Annotated in this window: 20 protein-coding genes and 1 tRNA gene; 15 read left to right on the top strand and 6 right to left on the bottom strand. The window is 70.2% G+C overall.

What is annotated here, in order from left to right; all coding sequences use genetic code 11:
- Positions 1–69: 69 nt before the first annotated feature.
- From cysE to M3T53_RS04080, 4 genes are all read right to left on the bottom strand, one after another.
- The gene (gene cysE / locus M3T53_RS04065; protein ID WP_272433175.1) at positions 70–672 is read right to left on the bottom strand and encodes a serine O-acetyltransferase; all 603 of its coding nucleotides are present in this window, start codon (positions 670–672) and stop codon (positions 70–72) included.
- A gap of 85 nt (positions 673–757) precedes the next feature.
- Positions 758–1,690: a cysteine synthase A gene (gene cysK / locus M3T53_RS04070; protein ID WP_272433176.1), complete on the bottom strand. Its 933-nt coding sequence runs from the start codon at positions 1,688–1,690 to the stop codon at positions 758–760.
- A gap of 212 nt (positions 1,691–1,902) precedes the next feature.
- A complete protein-coding gene (locus M3T53_RS04075) occupies positions 1,903–2,562 on the bottom strand; it encodes an IMPACT family protein (protein WP_272433177.1) in 660 nt (219 codons plus the stop codon).
- Between the two features lie 126 nt (positions 2,563–2,688).
- Complete coding sequence (locus tag M3T53_RS04080) at positions 2,689–3,759, bottom strand: GTP-binding protein (RefSeq protein ID WP_272433178.1); 1,071 nt, start codon at positions 3,757–3,759, stop codon at positions 2,689–2,691.
- Between the two features lie 72 nt (positions 3,760–3,831).
- Between M3T53_RS04080 and rpmB the strand changes: the two genes are divergently transcribed.
- The 8 genes from rpmB (at position 3,832) to M3T53_RS04120 (ending at position 6,363) form a co-directional block, all read left to right on the top strand.
- Positions 3,832–4,068, top strand: coding sequence for a 50S ribosomal protein L28 (gene rpmB / locus M3T53_RS04085; RefSeq protein WP_272433179.1), 237 nt, complete (start codon positions 3,832–3,834; stop codon positions 4,066–4,068).
- A 1-nt stretch (position 4,069) separates the two neighbouring features.
- On the top strand, positions 4,070–4,240 hold the full coding sequence (gene rpmG / locus M3T53_RS04090) for a 50S ribosomal protein L33 (RefSeq protein ID WP_272433180.1): 171 nt from the start codon (positions 4,070–4,072) through the stop codon (positions 4,238–4,240).
- A 1-nt stretch (position 4,241) separates the two neighbouring features.
- Positions 4,242–4,547 (top strand): 30S ribosomal protein S14, encoded by a 306-nt coding sequence (gene rpsN, locus M3T53_RS04095; RefSeq protein ID WP_272433181.1) that lies wholly within the window; start codon positions 4,242–4,244, stop codon positions 4,545–4,547.
- Positions 4,548–4,578: 31 nt separating this feature from the next.
- Positions 4,579–4,857 carry a type B 50S ribosomal protein L31 gene (locus M3T53_RS04100; protein ID WP_272433182.1) on the top strand — a complete coding sequence of 93 codons (279 nt, stop codon included), beginning with the start codon at positions 4,579–4,581 and terminating at the stop codon, positions 4,855–4,857.
- Positions 4,854–4,976 carry a type B 50S ribosomal protein L36 gene (ykgO, locus tag M3T53_RS04105; protein ID WP_154477337.1) on the top strand — a complete coding sequence of 41 codons (123 nt, stop codon included), beginning with the start codon at positions 4,854–4,856 and terminating at the stop codon, positions 4,974–4,976. The genes M3T53_RS04100 and ykgO overlap by 4 nt, the downstream gene beginning before the upstream one ends.
- A 145-nt stretch (positions 4,977–5,121) precedes the next feature.
- On the top strand, positions 5,122–5,292 hold the full coding sequence (rpmF, locus tag M3T53_RS04110; protein WP_272433184.1) for a 50S ribosomal protein L32: 171 nt from the start codon (positions 5,122–5,124) through the stop codon (positions 5,290–5,292).
- 209 nt (positions 5,293–5,501) lie between these two features.
- A tRNA-Arg gene (locus M3T53_RS04115) sits at positions 5,502–5,574 on the top strand.
- 363 nt (positions 5,575–5,937) lie between these two features.
- Positions 5,938–6,363, top strand: a complete 426-nt coding sequence (locus M3T53_RS04120; RefSeq protein WP_272433185.1) for a winged helix-turn-helix domain-containing protein — start codon at positions 5,938–5,940, stop codon at positions 6,361–6,363.
- Positions 6,364–6,448: 85 nt separating this feature from the next.
- Here the strand turns inward: M3T53_RS04120 and ilvA are convergent, their stop codons facing one another.
- Positions 6,449–7,738, bottom strand: coding sequence for a threonine ammonia-lyase IlvA (gene ilvA / locus M3T53_RS04125; RefSeq protein ID WP_272433186.1), 1,290 nt, complete (start codon positions 7,736–7,738; stop codon positions 6,449–6,451).
- Positions 7,739–8,006: 268 nt separating this feature from the next.
- On the opposite strand from ilvA, the gene M3T53_RS04130 reads away from it, so the two are divergent.
- From M3T53_RS04130 to ettA, 5 genes are all read left to right on the top strand, one after another.
- Positions 8,007–10,367 (top strand): carbon starvation CstA family protein, encoded by a 2,361-nt coding sequence (locus M3T53_RS04130; protein WP_272433187.1) that lies wholly within the window; start codon positions 8,007–8,009, stop codon positions 10,365–10,367.
- A 1-nt stretch (position 10,368) separates the two neighbouring features.
- Positions 10,369–10,584, top strand: coding sequence for a YbdD/YjiX family protein (locus M3T53_RS04135; protein WP_272433188.1), 216 nt, complete (start codon positions 10,369–10,371; stop codon positions 10,582–10,584).
- Positions 10,585–10,688: 104 nt separating this feature from the next.
- On the top strand, positions 10,689–11,315 hold the full coding sequence (gene orn, locus M3T53_RS04140; protein WP_272433189.1) for an oligoribonuclease: 627 nt from the start codon (positions 10,689–10,691) through the stop codon (positions 11,313–11,315).
- A 166-nt stretch (positions 11,316–11,481) separates the two neighbouring features.
- The gene (locus M3T53_RS04145) at positions 11,482–12,102 is read left to right on the top strand and encodes a single-stranded DNA-binding protein (RefSeq protein ID WP_272433190.1); all 621 of its coding nucleotides are present in this window, start codon (positions 11,482–11,484) and stop codon (positions 12,100–12,102) included.
- Positions 12,103–12,261: 159 nt separating this feature from the next.
- Positions 12,262–13,944, top strand: coding sequence for an energy-dependent translational throttle protein EttA (gene ettA, locus M3T53_RS04150; protein WP_272433191.1), 1,683 nt, complete (start codon positions 12,262–12,264; stop codon positions 13,942–13,944).
- 194 nt (positions 13,945–14,138) lie between these two features.
- On the opposite strand, the gene M3T53_RS04155 is transcribed toward ettA, so the two are convergent.
- Complete coding sequence (locus M3T53_RS04155) at positions 14,139–15,101, bottom strand: acyl-CoA thioesterase (protein WP_272433192.1); 963 nt, start codon at positions 15,099–15,101, stop codon at positions 14,139–14,141.
- Positions 15,102–15,234: 133 nt separating this feature from the next.
- Between M3T53_RS04155 and M3T53_RS04160 the strand changes: the two genes are divergently transcribed.
- Both M3T53_RS04160 and malQ read left to right on the top strand, forming a co-directional pair.
- Positions 15,235–15,525 (top strand): PTS transporter subunit EIIB, encoded by a 291-nt coding sequence (locus tag M3T53_RS04160; RefSeq protein ID WP_272433193.1) that lies wholly within the window; start codon positions 15,235–15,237, stop codon positions 15,523–15,525.
- 32 nt (positions 15,526–15,557) lie between these two features.
- Positions 15,558–17,702, top strand: a complete 2,145-nt coding sequence (gene malQ, locus M3T53_RS04165) for a 4-alpha-glucanotransferase (protein ID WP_272433194.1) — start codon at positions 15,558–15,560, stop codon at positions 17,700–17,702.
- The last annotated feature ends 8 nt before the right edge of the window (positions 17,703–17,710 follow it).

Genomic DNA, 17,710 nt, shown 5'->3' on the forward strand with positions numbered 1-17,710 from the left:
GTCACTATGTCTGGTGGTCAGGGCCGATCCGATCCGCGTCCGCGGTCCGGAGCGGGCGCGATGAGACGATCAGATGTACAGCTCGGGCTCGTCGAAGAAGTAGTTGACGTCGACGCTCTCGTCGGATCTCGACGCCTCGGGGACCGGCCGCAGTCGGGCGGGCACGCCGATCGCGACCTTCCCGCAGGGGACGTCCTTGGTGACGACGGCGTTCGCGCCGACCTTGACGCCGCTGCCGATGGTGATCGGGCCGAGGATCTTCGCCCCCGCCCCGATCATCGCGTGGTCGCGGATCGTCGGGTGGCGCTTGCCCGGGTGCATCGAGACGCCGCCGAGGGTGACGCCGTGGAAGATCAGGACGTCCTCGCCGACCTCGGCGGTCTCCCCGATGACGACACCGGTCGCGTGGTCGATGAAGACGCGGCGGCCGATGGTGGCGCCGGGGTGGATGTCGACGCCGGTGACCGTCCTGGCGAGGGAGGACAGGACCCGGGCCGGAGTGCGGGCCCCTCGGTTCCACAGGGCGTGGGACACCCGGTGGGCCCACAGGGCGTGGACCCCCGGGTAGGCGAGGGCCACTTCGAGGGTGCTCGTCGCCGCGGGATCGCGCCTGCGGGCTGTGCGCAGGTCTTCGCGGAAGAGACGCAGGGCGGTGCGGGGCAGCAGGGGCATGAGTCCTCGATGTCTCGATCGTGTCGGGGGGCGGTTCGGCCCCGGAGTCCCTCCCCGGGGCCGAACCGATCGGCGGCGCGGCGGCTCAGTCCCTCAGGGACTCGAAGAGGGCCGTCGACAGGTAACGCTCGCCCGTGTCGGGCAGGACGGTGACGATCCTCTTGCCGGCGAACTCGGGACGGGCGGCGATCTCGGCGGTGCCGGCCAGGGCGGCGCCGGAGGAGATCCCGACGAGGAGGCCCTCCTCGGCGGCGGCCCGGCGGGCGTAGTCGAGCGCGGTCGAGGACTCGACCGAGACGACCTCGTCGACGAGGGAGGCGTTGTAGGTGTCGGGGAGGAAGTTGGGCATGAGGCCCTGGATCCCGTGGGGCGCGGCGTCCCCGCCGGTCAGGAGCGGGGACTCGGCGGGCTGGACGGCGATGACCCGAAGGTCCGGCTTGCGCTCCTTGAGGACCTTGGCGACGCCGGAGATGGTGCCGCCGGTGCCGACGCCGGCGACGAACACGTCGATCTGCCCATCGGTGTCCGCCCAGATCTCCTCGGCGGTCGTCGCCTCGTGGATCGCGGGGTTCGCCGGGTTGGTGAACTGCGAGGCGATGATCGACCCGGGCCTCTCGTCGCGGATGCGCTCGGCTTCGGCGACCGCCGCGGCGACGCCGCCCTTGGGGTCGGTGAGGACGAGCTCGGCGCCGAAGGCCCGGACGATGATCCGGCGCTCGACGCTCATTGACGCGGGCATGACGATGACGACCCGGTAGCCGCGGGCGACGCCGACCATCGCCAGGGCCAGACCGGTGTTGCCGGAGGTCGCCTCGATGATGGTCCCGCCGGGGGCGAGATCGCCGGAGGCCTCGGCGGCGTCGATGATCGAACGGGCGATGCGGTCCTTGACGGAGGAACCGGGGTTGAATGCCTCGACTTTGGCGACGACGTCGACGCCGTCGCCGGCGACGCGGTTGATGCGCACGAGGGGGGTGTTGCCGATGAGGTCGGCGACGGTGGAAGCGATACGGGTCATGGTGACTCCAAACTCAGGGGAGGGGCCGACGCGCACGGCGCGCGACGACGGGAGGGGAGGAAAAACGGGGGAGGGGAGGGCGGGCGAACGACGGCGCGGATCGGCGCACGGCTGGGTCATTCGCCCGACGGACAGGGCTCGCGGCGCGCGTAGGAGCCCGTCTGGGGGCCGAGGGGCGCGAGGTCTGAGGTCTGCGTGAGCACCGCTTCAGGTTAGGGCCGGGGCCCCGGACCCGCCACTTCAACGACCGTGGTGCCCGCCTCGTGGAATCGTGTGACACCGCCGGTCGCCCGAAGAGCGATCTCCCCGATGGCGGCGGCGTCGGCCTCGTCGACGGCCAGGCGCACCAGGGTCCGCGTGCCCCAGTCGACGGCGAGGACGTGGGCTCCGGCAGTGCGGACCTCGGCCTCGATCCTCCCCGCTTCGCCGGCGGCGAACGAGGCCTCGAGGACGAGACGCCGCTCGAGCCGGGCGCGCGGGGCCAGGGCGAGGGCCTGGGCGACCGATGAGGAGTAGGCGCGCACGAGCCCGCCGCCGCCCAGGAGGACTCCGCCGAAATAGCGGGTGACGACGGCGGTCGCATTCCATACGCCCTCGGCGCGCAGGGCCTCGAGCATCGGCGTTCCCGCGGTGCCCGACGGCTCCCCGTCGTCGCTCGAGTGCTGCTGGGGATTGAGGCCGTCGGCGTCGATGAGGTAGGCGGAGCAGTGGTGGCGGGCCTGCGGGTGCGCTGACCTCACGGCGGCGATGAGGGCCCGGGCCTCCTCGCTGGAGTCGGTGCGGGCCAGGGTCGTGATGAAGCGCGACCGCTTGATCTCGATCTCGTGGGTCAGGCGCGTCCCCGACGCGAGGGTGTCGATGCCCCGTCCCATGGCCCGGCCTCAGGCGCCTGCGGTGCGGGGCGTCGCGCCGGCTGCTCGTTCGATCGTGCTCATGGGATCCTCCAGGGGACGGGGTGGGCACCAGTCTAGGACTCGCGGATCCGAGGAGCCGTCGGGCTACTCGTCGAACCAGACGCCCAGGCCGTCGTCGACGCCGACCCAGTCGAGGGCCTGCTCCATCTCCTCGGGGGTCATCAGGAGGCGCTCGAAGGCCGCGCGGACCGCTTCGCGCTGGGACTCACCGCCGGTCCCGGTGACGATGAGGTGCGTGTAGGCGCCGTCGTCCCAGTAGCCGGCCGATCCGACCGACGCGCCGCCGCCGGCGACCTCCCACGTGCCGATCATCGTCGGGCGGGAGGGGAGCCAGAAGCATCCTCGCGCGCAGACGCCCTCGGGTGCGAGGGACGCGGCCTCATCCCGCAGACGGCGGGGGTGCAGGGGGCGCTCCGAATGCAGGTCGAGGGTCCACACCCCGTGGTCGGCGGGCCCTCCCCACGCCTCGGTCATCGCCGGGTGGATCCTGGCGATCGCCTGATCGGGGTCGTGGCGGGAGTCGAAGAGGAGGGGGCCGTCGATCTGCTCGAGGTGGTGGACGAGGAGGGTGTCGAGGGGGCGCAGGTGCTCGATGAGGTCGAGGCCGGTCGGGTCGGAGCCCAGGGCGCACACGACGTCGGCGTACCCGGTGCCGTTCATCAGCGCTTCCCCGGTGCATCGGTCGTCGCCATCGAAGAGGGCCGATCCGAGGTCGGCGAGGGGGATGTGCTCGAAGAGGTCGCGCGCGGCGGTGTCGGCGTCGACGAGGTGGAGGTTCGTCGTCAGGGAGCAGTGCCGCAGGGCCTCGTCCGGCTCGGTGAGGGCGGCGAGGGAGGGCAGGCAGGTCATCGCCTCGGCGCCGACGGGAAGGGCGAGGATCAGGCGGTCGAGGCCGTCGTCGGCCAGGTCGGCGAGGAGGGGGAGGATCCCCTCGCGCAGGGAGCAGGTGATGCAGGCGTGGGCGAGGGGGACGCGGGTGTCGAGGAGCCGGTCCCATCCGTCGACGAGACGCATGGAGACGCCCTCCTCGTCGATGTCGGTGACGAGGATCGGGGCCGTATCGGCGAGGGCCAGGAGCGCGGCGGATCGGAGCATGGCGGAGGAGGTGGTCAATGCGGCGATCTTCACGTGGAGTCGGTCCCTTTCAACTTGCATGAGAACGATTATCAATACTATAACTGGGGCATCGTCCGGCGACCAAGCCGGCCCGCGTCCGGAAGGCACCACATGAGCAGGCACTGCCAAGTCCTGGGAACCGCGCCGAGCTTCGGCAAGAGCGTCTCCCACTCCCACAAGCGCACGTCGCGCCGCTGGGACCCCAACGTCCAGACGAAGCACTACTGGGTGCCCTCCCTCGGCAGGAACATCACGCTGCGGGTCAGCGCACGCGGCATCAAGACCATCGACAAGCTCGGTATCGAGGCCGTCGTCGCCGACATGCGGGCGCGAGGGGAGAAGTTCTGACATGGCCTCGAAGACCGCCGACGTCCGTCCCGTCATCACCCTGGAATCGAGCGCGGGAACGGGCTACCGCTACGTCACCCGCAAGAACCGCCGCAACACCCCCGACCGGATGCGCATCCGCAAGTACGACCCGGTCGTCCGCAAGCACGTCGAATTCGTGGAGACCCGCTGACATGGCCAAGAAGTCCAAGATCGCCCGCAACCTCCAGCGCGAGGCCGTCGTCGCCAAATACGCCGAGCGGCGCGCCGCCCTCAAGAAGGCGAGCGTCGACCCCCATCTGGCCCCGAACGAGCGCGAGGAGGCGATGCGCGCCCTTCATGCCCTGCCGCGTGACGCCTCGCCGACCCGGCTGCGCGGCCGCGGCGCCAGCGACGGGCGCCCCCGCGGGTACCTGCGCCGATTCGGCCTGTCCCGCGTCCAATTCCGACAGATGGCCCTGCGCGGGGAGCTCCCCGGCGTCACCAAGTCCTCCTGGTGAGCCCGGGCCGAGCACAGAAAGAAGAATCCTCATGAAACCGGGAATCCACCCCGACTACCATCCGGTCGTCTTCCGCGATCGCGCGGCCGATTTCGCCTTCCTCACGCGCTCGACGATCGTCACCGACAAGACGATCGAATGGGAGGACGGCAACACCTATCCGGTCGTCGACGTCGAGATCTCCTCGGCCTCCCACCCCTTCTGGACCGGCAAGTCCCGCCTCGTCGACACCGCCGGCCGAGTCGAGAAGTTCCGCGCCCGTTACGGGGACCGCTACGCCGGCGGCTCGAAGAAGGGGGAGGGCAAGTGAAGGTCCGCGCATCCCTGAGGTCCCTGGCCAAGCAGCCCGGCTCCGTCGTCGTCCGGCGCAGGGGCCACCTGTACGTCATCAACAAGAAGAACCCCCGTCTCAAGGCCCGTCAGGGCTGAGACGAGGATCGCACCGGGCCGGGCCGGGCCGGCTTCGTCGACGCGCGAGCGCCGTGCTAGTCTGTCCGGGTTGCCGGAATGCGAGGCGCCCCGAGGGGTTTCTCCCGGTGAAGACAATCATCCGATTGAGAAGAGGAGCGAGGACATGGCGGTTCCCAAGCGCAAGATGTCGCGAGCCAATACCCGCACTCGCCGGTCTGCATGGAAGGCCGATCTCACCGAGCTGAACACCGTCAAGGTTGCCGGCCGTGAGATCCGCGTGCCCCGCCGCCTGGCGAAGGCGTACAAGAACGGCCTGCTGGATATCGAGGCCTGACCTCGATCCTGGCGGGGGCCCGGTGCGAGAGCGCCGGGCCTTTTCGTTCACCCACTGCGGGGTCCCGGGAACAGCCGATGAACCCTGACTTCCGCGCGCCTCGGACAGACGGCGGAGGGGTCGACGGAGAAAGGACGGGGAGAAGAGGCGGGCGGAGGCTTTGGATGGCGGGGGAGCGAGCCGCTACCCTGGAGCCGGGCGCGCGCCATGCCTCCGTAGCTCAATGGATAGAGCACCGGCCTTCTAATCCGATGGTTGCAGGTTCGAGTCCTGTCGGGGGCGCCCTGTGAAGTCCCGGGACATCGTTAACGGGTGTCCCGGGACTTCGTTTATTTCCTGGGCGGTCGTCGGGCCGTGTGAGAGTCCCGGTTCGGTGCCGAGGGCTTCATCAGGTGGGACGGGCCCGCGTGTCACATTCGCCCATCATGCGGACGCGGGGAGAGCCGAATTGACGCGGCGCCGCGAATCGGCCAAACTCTCAGCCATGAGTGCTTTCGCGGACCTGATGCGCAGCCCCCGGGGCTGCGACATGCGTGCGCGAATGTGTATGTGATTGACGCCTCGACCCCTGTCAATCACTGCCGCAGTGATCCAACGGCCCACCATGACGCGTGGGCGTGCGGCACCGAAGAATCGGATACCACCATGGCCCTCGTCTACACCCCCGCCGCCGCGACCGATGCCGACGCCCCCACCTCCTACGACGACTTCCTCGACGTCCTCGCGGGCCTGACGCTCACCGCCAACCGCCTCGAGATCGACATCGACCGTCAAACCGTCACCATCGCCGGGAGGGACGCGCAGCTGCGCGGCAAGGAGTACCAGCTCCTCGCCCACCTCGCGGCCAACGCCGATCGGATCGTCTCCCGCGAGGAGCTCTTCGCCACCGTGTGGGCCGGCTCCGGCCTGGGCGCGGATTCGCGCACCGTCGACGCGCACATCCGGCGCCTGCGCGCCAAGCTCTCGACCCTCCCCGACGCGATCTCGACCGTGCGGGGACGAGGCTACCGGTTCAACTCGGCGCCCGGCGTCCTCGTCCGCCTCTCCCGCGCCCACGCGCTCGCCGCCTGACGGTCCGGACCGGATCGCCTGCGCCGGCTCCCGCTCCTGCCGACCGCGCGCCGCGGACCGACGGATGAGCGGAGGGACGCGGCCCTCACACGAGCATCCGGAAGATCTCCGAATCGGGCTCCAGCTCCTCGACGTGCAGGGGCGAGGACTCCATCCTGCGGCGCAGCCCCTCGATGTCCTCCCGCGAGGCGATGTCGATGCCGACCAGCGCCGGACCCGACTCGCGGTTGTTCTTCTTCGTGTACTCGAAGTGGACGATGTCGTCGGTCGGCGATAGCACGTCCTCCAGGAACATCCGCAGGGCCCCCGGCTGCTGCGGGAAGGTGACGAGGAAGTAGTGGCGCAGCCCCTCATGGCGCAGCGACCGCTCCATGATCTCGGCGTAGCGCGTCAAGTCGTTGTTCCCCCCGGACACCAGGCAGACGACGGCGCCGTCCGCCCGGCCCAGGAGGCGCGCGCGGTCCTCGGCGGTCCCCAGGTGCATGCGGGCCGCCGCCGATGCCAGGGCGCCGGCGGGCTCGGCGATGACCCCGTCGGACTGGTACAGGTCGATCATCTCCGTGCACACCGCCCCCTCGGGGACCACGAGCACGTCGTCGACGTGGCGCATGACCGCCTCGAAGGGGACGGCCCCCGCCAGGCCGACCGCCGTGCCGTCGACGAAGGGGTCGACTCCGTCGAGGGGGACGGGGCGGCCGGCGTCCATGGCCGCCCGCATCGAGGCCGCGCCGGCCGGCTCCACGCCGATGATCCGCACGCCCGGGGCCGCCTCGTGCAGCCACGTCGCGATCCCCGCCAGGAGTCCGCCGCCCCCGACGGGGACGAGGACCGCCGCCGTGTCATCGGGCATCTGATCGACGAGCTCGACGCCGATCGTCCCCTGCCCGGCGATCGTCCTGGGGTCGTCGTAGGGGTGGACGAGGAGGCGGCCGGAGACGCGCGCCGCCTCCCGGGCCAAGGCGTTCGCCTTGTCGAAGGGGCCGTCGACGATCACCTGCTCGACCCACTCGCCGCCGAAGGAGGCGATCCGCGAGCGCTTCTGACGCGGGGTGTTCGACGGCAGGTAGATCGTGCCGCGCACCCGCAGGTGGGCGCAGGCGTAGGCCACTCCCTGGGCGTGATTGCCGGCCGACGCGCAGACGACGCCGCGCTCGCGCTCGGGCCCGGACATCCGCGACATCAGCGCGTAGGCGCCGCGGACCTTGAAGGACCGGCAGCGCTGCTGGTCCTCCCGCTTGAGCAGGACGGGGATCCCCAGGGCGGAGCTCAGACGCTCCGAGGGGGATAGGGGAGTGCGGTGGACGACCCCTCGCAGGGCGTCGGCCGCGGCCTCGATGTCAGAGGGGGTGGCCGCGGGGCGCGCGCCTTCGCTCATGGGACTCTCCTTCGCGCTGTGTGGGCGTCCTCGGGCCGACGGAACGGGATGACGGGCGCCCCGTCCGAGCGGAGGATCGATGTGCAGTGTAACGACGGGGACCTGCGTCTCTTGCGCGGTGCTCACCAGGCGAGTGGGAGGGCGATCGCGAGGACGCGCCGATAAGGCCAACCTTGCCTAATGGCTCCGGTGTGCTTGAAGATTTTGACGAGCCTCGGCCCCACAGGGCCCCGCTCGCCATCCATCCCTATACGTGAGGAACAGCCCCATGAGGACAATGGAGGAAACACCGCTTCCGACCTACACCCCCGAGGAGGACGAGCGGATCATCCGCAACAAGGACGGAATCCCCGTCGGCATCCGCCCCGAGACGAGGATGACCCCCACCAGGATCGCGGTGTGGGCTCTCATCACCGCCCTGGGCGTCGCCGGATGGTGGATGCTCGCCGTCTCCCGAGGCGAGCAGGTCAACACGATCTGGTTCGTCATCACCGCGATCAGCACCTACGTCATCGCCTACCGGTTCTACGCGCTCTACATCCAGCGCAAGATCATGCGCCCCGACGACTCCAACGCCACACCCGCCGAGCGCATCAACAACGGCCGCGACTACGACCCCACGCACCGCGTCGTCCTCTTCGGCCACCACTTCGCCGCCATCGCCGGGGCAGGCCCCCTCGTCGGCCCCGTCCTGGCGGCCCAGATGGGCTACCTGCCCGGCACCCTGTGGATCATCCTCGGCGTCGTCGTCGCCGGAGCCGTCCAGGACATGCTCGTCCTCCACTTCTCAATGCGCCGAGGAGGGCGCTCTCTCGGGCAGATGGCCACCGACGAGATCGGCCGGATCGGCGGCGTCGTCGCCACCGTCATCATCTTCGTCATGCTGATGATCGTCCTGGCGGTCCTGGCCATGGTCTGCGTCAACGCCCTGGCCGAATCGCCCTGGGGCGTCTTCTCCGTCGGCATGACGATCCCCATCGCCATCGGCATGGGACTGTGGCTGCGCTACGTCCAGCCCGGCAGGATCACCCAGGTCTCGGTCGCCGGCTTCGCGATCCTCATCGCCGTCATCATCGGCGGGCGCTGGGTCGCCGAATCCGATTTCGGCCGCTTCCTCCACCTGTCCCCGACGACCCTCGTCTGGGCGATGGTCGTCTACGGGTTCTTCGCCGCCGTCCTGCCCGTGTGGGTCCTCCTGACGCCCCGCGACTACCTGTCGACCTTCATGAAGGTCGGGACGATCGTCATCCTCGCCGTCGGCATCGTCCTCGTGCGCCCCCTCGTCGAGATGGCCGCCGTCTCCGATTTCGCCCTTAATACCGACGGCCCCGTCTTCGCCGGATCGATCTTCCCCTTCCTGTTCATCACCATCGCCTGCGGCGCCCTGTCCGGCATGCACGCGACGGTCTCAGCCGGGACGAGCCCGAAGATGATCCAGAAGGAATCCCACGTGAGGATGATCGGCTACGCCGGCATGCTCATGGAGTCCTTCGTCGCGATCATGGCCCTGGCCGCCGCCGTGTCGCTCAGCCCGGGCGTCTACTTCTCGATGAACACCTCCGCCGCGACGATGGACCGCCTCGCCGGACCCGAGGCCGTCGCCGCCGCCCCCGACCGCGAGGCCGTCGCCGACGTCGCCGTCGAGAACCTCGTCGTCACCGACATCCACGGCGAGCGCCTCGAACCGGTCTGGGAATCCTGGGACGAGAACGGCGCCCCGACGACCTACACCGGCGCCGACGCGCTGCGCCAGGTCGCCGCCGACGTCGGCGAGCCCTCGATCGTCTCGCGCACCGGCGGCGCGCCGACCCTGTCGGTCGGCATGGCGCACATCCTCCACCAGATCGGCGGGGGCCGGGCGATGATGGGCTTCTGGTACCACTTCGCCATCATGTTCGAGGCCCTGTTCATCCTCTCGGCGGTCGACGCCGTCACCCGAGTCGCCCGCTTCCAGCTGGGCGAGGCCCTGGGCAACATCTGGCCCAAGTTCCGCGACCCCTCGTGGCACGTCGGCGCCTGGGCGACCACCGGCGTCGTCGTCGCCGCCTGGGGCTCGCTGCTGCTCATGGGGGTGACCGACCCGCGCGGGGGCATCCAAACGCTCTACCCGCTGTTCGGCATCGCCAACCAGCTGATCGCGGCCGTCGCCCTCCTCCTCGTCACCGTGATGACCGTGCGCAAGGGCTACGTCAAGTACGTGTGGATCCCCGCGGTCCCCCTCGCCTGGGACACGATCGTCACCTTCGCCGCCTCCTGGGAGAAGATCTTCTCCACGGATCCGCGCGTCGGCTACTTCCAGCAGTGGCGGGACGCCCGAGCGCTCCTGCCGACCCTGACCGATCCCGAGCAGATCGGCGTCCAGCAGGCCATCGTGCGCAACACGATGATCCAGGGCACCCTGTCGGTCGTCTTCCTCGTCGCCGTCGCCTTCGTCATGGTGTGCGCCGCCGTGCGCATCGTCCGCACGATCCGCGCGAAGGACACGTGGACCTCGGAGGACCCGTACCAGGAGTCCCGGCTCTTCGCCCCCGACACGATGATCGCCTCGGCGCTGGCCAAGAAAGCGGCCGCGGAGTTCGCCGCAGTCGGCGACCCGGCGCTCGTGCGCTCCTCCCACGGAGGTCACTGACGTGGGCGGAGCATCGGCCGGCGGGGCGCCGGGATTGAGGGGCCGGCTGGCCCTGGCCCGATCCCTGTGGCGCGACTTCACCGGGGAATCCGCCTACGAGCGCTACGTCGAGCGCCACCGGATCGACCACGACGGCCACGAGCCGATGGGGGAGAAGGAGTTCTGGGAGCAGCGCCGGCGCGAGGCCGAGACCGGGGTCCAGGCCCGCTGCTGTTGACGAGCCGCCGTCCCGCACGGCCCACGGCTGGGCGGGGCGGCGCCGTCGTCGGCGCTGGGACCGAGGGCACAGGCCGGTCGCCGGGGCGCGCCTAAGATGGGCCCGTGAGTACACAGATCAAGGATCCCCTCGTGTGGATCGATTGCGAAATGACCGGCCTCGACGTGGACTCCGACGCCCTCATCGAAGTGGCCGTCGTCATCACCGATGCGGACCTGACCATCGTCGACCCCGGCATCGATGTGCTCATCGCCCCTCCGCAGGCGGCCCTCGACTCGATGAACGACTTCGTCCGCCAGATGCACACCTCCTCCGGCCTCCTCGACGACCTCAAGGACGGCCTGACCATGGAGGAGGCCACGGCCCAGGTTCTCGACTACATCAAGAGGTTCGTGCCCGCGCCGGGCAAGGCCCTGCTCGCCGGCAACTCCGTCGGAACCGACAAGGCATTCCTCGAGGCCAACATGCCCGAGGTCATCGACCACCTCCACTACCGCCTCGTCGACGTCTCCTCGATCAAAGAGCTCGCTAAGCGCTGGTATCGGGCGGCGTTCACCGAATCCCCGGACAAGCACGGCGGGCACCGGGCCCTCGCCGACATCCTCGAGTCCATCCAGGAACTCGAGTACTACCGACGAGTCCTCTTCCCCAAGGAGCCGGTGCGAGCGGACGACGCCCGGGCCGTCGCCGCCGAGGTCGTCGCCCTGGGCATCACCGGGGCCTCCTCCTGACCGATCGGATCCCGCACGAAGGCCGGCGCCTCGGCGCCGGCCTTCGTCTATCCACAGGCGACGGGGACCCGCGCTCATCCCCAGGCGCGTCGACGCCACTGGTCCAGATGGCGCCTTCCGCAGGATTCTGAGGGCACCGGAACACGCCGGGACGCTCAAGGAGACCATGATGAACGAGACGACGATGACCCTGCGCGGCCGGGTCGGCACCGACCTGCGCACCTTCACGACATCAGGCGGGCACATCCACGCCCGATTCCGCCTGGCGGTCAGCCGATGGCGGGTCAACGACGCCGGGGCCCTCGCCGACGAGCGGACGACCTGGTACACGATCCGCGTATGGGACAGCCTCGCCGAGAACGTCCTGCGCTCGGTCCGCAAGGGAGAGCCCGTCATCGTCGTCGGGCGCCCCGGGACGAACGCCTACATCGACAAGAACGGCGAGGCGCGCGGCGAGCTCATCATCACCGCCCAGTCCGTGGGCCACGACCTGGCACGCGGCGTCGGATCGTTCTCGAAGCCCCAGGTTCCCGGGTCGGCGCGGACCCCCGACGACGATCGGCTCCTCAACGCCGAATCCCACGAGGGCGACGAGCCCGAGGCGGCGCCCGTCGGGAGGCCGGCCCCGAGCAACGACCATCCGATCGCGCAGGATCCGGATCGATTCTGCGCGACTGCGGCGACCATCCCGGCCGACCAGGGGGGAGGCGGATGCGGGGAGCCGAACGACGGGGAGGAAGAGGGCGCCGGCCTCGGAGGCACTCGCGTTCTCGAGGCCTGCGCGTGATCGGGGGCCGGGACGGGGGAGTCGGTCGCGGGAGCGGGGAGCGGGTGATTGGCGCCTCACCCGCCCCGCCCCCCGAAGGGGCCCCGCCCGGGCGCCGTGTCCTACCATGGGAGGCGATCCGGCGCCCGTGCGCCCCCTACGTACCCTGGACGGAGAACAGTGGCGGAGTTCATCTACCAAATGATCAAGGCCCGCAAGGCCATCGGCGACAAGGTGATCCTCGACGATGTCACCATGGCCTTCTACCCCGGCGCGAAGATCGGCATGGTCGGCCCCAACGGCGCCGGCAAGTCCTCGATCCTCAAGATCATGGCGGGCCTCGACGAGCCGAGCAACGGGGAGGCGCGGCTCTCGCCCGGGTACAGCGTCGGGATCCTCATGCAAGAGCCCCAGCTCGACGACACGAAGACCGTCATCGAGAACGTGCGCCTGGGGGCGGCCGACACCTTCGCCAAGCTCGCCCGATTCAACGAGATCTCCGAGCAGATGGCCGATCCCGATGCGGACTTCGACGCCCTCATGGACGAGATGGGCAAGCTCCAGACCGAGATCGACGCGCTGGGGGCCTGGGACATCGACTCCCAACTGGAACAGGCCATGGACGCCCTGCGCTGCCCGCCCGCCGACCAGGAGGTGTCGGTCCTGTCGGGGGGCGAGCGCCGTCGTGTCGCCCTGTGCCGCCTCCTCATCGAGGCCCCCGACCTGCTCCTCCTCGACGAGCCGACGAACCACCTCGACGCCGAGTCCGTTGAATGGCTGGAGAAGCATCTGGCCTCCTACCCGGGAGCCGTCATCGCCGTCACCCACGACCGCTACTTCCTCGACCACGTCGCCGGATGGATCGCCGAAGTCGACCGCGGCCACCTCTACCCCTACGAGGGCAACTACTCGACCTATCTCGAGACGAAGGAGAAGCGCCTTCAGGTCCAGGGGCAGAAGGACGCCAAGCTCGCCAAGCGCCTCAAGGAGGAGCTGGAGTGGGTCCGCTCCAACCCCAAGGGCCGTCAGGCCAAGTCGAAGGCCCGTCTGGAGCGCTACGAGGAGATGGCGGCCGAGGCCGAGCGCACCCGCAAGCTCGACTTCGAGGAGATCCAGATCCCGCCGGGCCCCCGACTGGGCTCCGTCGTCATCGAGGCGAAGGACCTGAAGAAGGGCTTCGGCGATCGCACGCTCATCGACGGCCTGTCGTTCTCCCTGCCGCGCAACGGCATCGTCGGCGTCATCGGCCCCAACGGCGTCGGCAAGACGACGCTCTTCAAGACGATCGTCGGCCTCGAGCCCCTCGACGGGGGCGAGCTCACCATCGGCGAGACCGTCGCAATCAGCTACGTCGACCAGACCCGCGCCGGCATCGACCCCGACAAGACCCTGTGGGAGGTCGTCTCCGACGGCCTCGACTACATCCAAGTCGGCAATGTCGAGATGCCGTCGCGCGCCTACGTGTCGGCCTTCGGCTTCAAGGGCCCCGATCAGCAGAAACCCGCCGGCGTCCTGTCCGGCGGCGAGCGCAACCGGCTCAATCTCGCCCTGACCCTCAAGCAGGGCGGCAACCTGCTCCTCCTCGACGAGCCGACGAACGACCTCGACGTCGAGACCCTCGGATCGCTGGAGAACGCCCTCCTGCAGTTCCCCGGATGCGCCGTCGTCGTCACCCACGACCGGTGGTTCCTCGACCGCGTCGCCACGCACATCCTCGCATGGGAGGGGACCGAGGAGAACCCCGCTCAGTGGTACTGGTACGAGGGCAACTTCGAGTCCTACGAGAAGAACAAGATCCAGCGCCTGGGGCTGGAGGCCGCCACGCCGCACCGGGTCACCCACCGCAAGCTCACGCGCGACTGACCGCGCCTCATCGAGACGAGGACGGCTTCAGTCAGGCCCGCGCCGGCTTCGACGCATCCGCGCCCGCCGCACGGCTCGTCGTCTCCTGCGACGGGGCGGCGGGCGGCGGCCCCTGCGAGCACCATCGCCGCCCCGCATCGCCGTCGGCCCCGTTCCGGCAGCCCCTCCGCTGCCGGCGCCCCGAACGGATGCGGCTAAGCGGCGCCGACGCGCACCGCCCCCGTCGCCGGGTCGACGCCGAAGCCCCAGCGCCCCGACCCCCGCGACGCCCCGTCGGGCACGCGCAACATCCCCTGCTGCTCGGCCTCGGCCACGAGCGCGCCCGCGCGCGTGAAGACCCGGGTCCGGCACAGGGTCCGGCCGTTATTGACATTCGAGCACTCCCCCTCGAAGAGCAGCCACTCGTTGACGTCCACGTCCCGATGGAACCACATCGCATGATCGAGGGAGGCCGCCGACATCCCCGGCGTCATCCACGACAATCCGAGGACCCTCATCGCCGGCTCGAACATCACCTGATCGATGACGTACGCCAGGAGGGCGCGGTGGACCACCTGGGACGCCGACTCCGGCACCGTCGAGCGCGGCCGCATCCACAGGCACTGGCGCGGCGACCGGGACTCGTCGGCCGCCGTGTACAGAGAACGACCCACGTGGCGCACATCGAAGGCGCTCGTCTTCCCGAGGAAGCGCCCTACCGGGTGCTCCATCGCCCGGAAGATCTCCAACGCGCTCGTCAACGACTCCGGCTCGGCGACGTCCGGTTTGCGCCAGGCGTGGATCAGCCCCTCCTCCGGGCCCTCGAAGGACGCGAGGAACGAGAGGATCTCCGCGCCGTCCTGGAGGCACGAGGCCCGTCGGCTCGAGAACGACCGCCCATCGCGCAGCCGCTCGACCTCCAATGAGAAGGGGGAGGAGGGGTCGCCCCCGCGCAGGAAGTACGCGTGGAACGAATGGGGGAGCCGCTGCTCGTCGTCGACCGTGGCCGCGCAGGCCAGGAGCGCCTGGGCGATGACCTGGCCGCCGTACACCCGGCGGACCTGCGGGAGCGAACGGGCCGTGAACGCGTCCCCCTCGCCCCCGTCGAGGCGCAGGATCCGCAGGACCGAGGCCACGGGCTCGTCGGACGTCAGGGGGATCTCACAAGGGAGGGTCATGCCCCCATTGTCCCCCCGATCAGGCCGGGCGCATCCCGGTTGCCGCTCAGCCGCGATGGGCACTACCATGTGATGCGCATCGCACGGGCGTGGGAACGGGTGCGGATGATCGATCGAGGAGTCTGAGACCGGAATGGACGCTGCGCGTGAGCTCATCGCGGCACTGGGGGGCTCCGCCAACATCCTCGACGTCGAGCCCTGCGCCATGCGGATCCGCGTCGAAGTCGACAGCCAAGCCGACGTCCGGGAGCCCGGCCTGCGGATCCCCGGAGTCCTCGGCGTCGTCCGATCCGGATCCTTCGTCCAGATCATCGCCGGGCTCGACTCCGAGCCCCTCGCCGATTCCATGCGCGACCTCCTCGTGGCGGAACGCACAGCCGGGGCCTCCCTCGTCGACAGCGCCGACGCCTACGATGAGCCGTGAATCCTGGCCGATGACGACGAACGCGAGCACACATGACCACTGACCCCGCCGCCATCGACATCGACGCCCTGCGGCGACTGGCCGACCTGCACGGGGTCGCCACCGGCTACTGGGACTTCCACGGGCGCCGCGTCGACGTCGAGGCGCAGTCCCTCCTGGCGGTTCTCGGCGCGCTTGGCGCCCCTGTCGACGGGACCAGCGACGACGAGGACATCCGATCGGCGCTGCGCGCCGCCGAGGACGCCCCGTGGACCCGGGTGCTCGCACCGACCGTCGTCGTCCGTCGCGGCAATGGCCCGGAGATCCCCGTCAACGTCCCCCACGGATCATGGGTCACCCTGACGTGGGTGTGCGAGGACGGCGCCAGCGGGGAATGCGCCCAGGTCGATCGATGGGTCGAGCCCCACGAGGTCGACGGTCAGCTGATCGGACGGGCCACATTCCTCCTGCCCGACGACCTGCCGCTCGGATACCACCGGCTCGTCGCGACCGTCGAGGGGGGCCTCGTCGACTCCTCCACGCTGATCGTCGTCCCCGACGCCCTCGAGCACCCCCTCCTGTCGCAGGACCAGCGCGCGTGGGGGGTCAGCGCGCAGATGTACTCGACCAGATCCGCCTCCTCCTGGGGGGTGGGGGACGCCGCCGACCTCAGCGACCTCGTCGCCGTGTGCGCGGACCGGGGCGCCGACTTCCTCCTCATCAACCCCGTCCACGCCTCCCAGCCGATCCTCCCCGTCGAGGACTCCCCGTACCTGCCGGTCTCGCGCCGGTGGATCAACCCCCTGTACATCCGGCCCGAGGCGATCCCCGAGTACGCGCTCCTGCCCGACGCCTCCCGGCGCGCGGTCGAGGAACTGCGCCTGGAGACGTCGCAATGGAACACGGGATCCGACCTCATCGACCGGGACCGCTCATGGGAGGCCAAGCGCAAGGCCCTCGACGTGATCTTCTCCGCCGGGCGCGCCGGACACAGGGACTCCCTGTTCCGCAGATTCATCGCCGACGGCGGGCCCGACTTGGCGAACTTCGCCCTGTGGTGCGCGATGGTCGAGGATTCCGGGTCCATGCACCTGCCCGGCGACCTGGCGAAGGTCTCGTCGACGACCGTCGACCGGATGAGATTCGACATGGCCGATCGCGTCGAGTTCTGGCAGTGGTGCCAATGGGTCGTCGCCGAGCAGCTGGCCGACGCCCACCGGGTCGGCCTCGACCTGGGGATGCGAGTCGGGCTCATGGCCGACCTCGCCGTCGGCGTCCACCCGTCGGGCTCGGAGCCCTGGGCGAGCCCGGAGTTCTTCGCCTCGGGGATGTCGGTGGGGGCGCCGCCCGACATGTACTCCCAGCAGGGGCAGAACTGGTCGCAGCACCCGTGGTCGCCGCGCGCCCTGGCCGACGCCGGGTACGCGCCGCTGCGGGACATGGTGCGCGCCGCCCTGGCCAACGCCGGGGCCGTGAGGATCGACCACATCCTCGGCCTCTTCCGCCTGTGGTGGATCCCCGAGGGCGGGCCGGCCGACCGGGGGACCTACGTCTACTACGATCACGAGGCGATGGTCGGGGTCGTCCTCCTCGAGGCGACGCGGGCCGGCGCCCTCGTCATCGGCGAGGACCTGGGGGTCGTCGAACCCTGGGTCCGCGACTACCTGCGCGATCGGGGGGTCCTCGGCACCGCCGTCGTCTGGTTCGAGAAGGACTCGGCGGGATGGCCCCTGCACCCGGGCGACTATCGTCGCGAGTGCCTCGCCGCCGTCAACATCCACGACCTGCCGCCCACCGGCGGCTACCTCGCGGGCGTGCAGACGACGCTGCGCGACGAATTGGGCCTCCTCGTCGAGGACGTCGAGGACGTGCGAGACCGGGACCGCCTGGAATTGGAGAAGGTCGTCGCCCGCCTGCGCGAATACGACCTGATCCGCGCGGCCGAACCCTCCGAGAAGGACCTCGTCGAGGCCCTCTACGCCTATGTGGCGGCGACGCCGGCCCGTCTCGTCGTCGCCTCGCTCGTCGACGCGGTGGGGGACCACCGTCCCCAGAACATGCCCGGGACCCATCTCGAATACCCGAATTGGCGGATCCCCCTGTGCGACGCGGCAGGAGTCGAGGTGCCGGTCGAGGACCTGGCGTCGAATGAGCGACTGACATCCCTGTTCGCCCTGCTCCAGTCCGCGCTGGGCTGACGATCCGC

Origin of the sequence: Actinomyces sp. B33 (genome assembly GCF_028437565.1) — a bacterium.
Taxonomy (GTDB): domain Bacteria; phylum Actinomycetota; class Actinomycetes; order Actinomycetales; family Actinomycetaceae; genus Pauljensenia.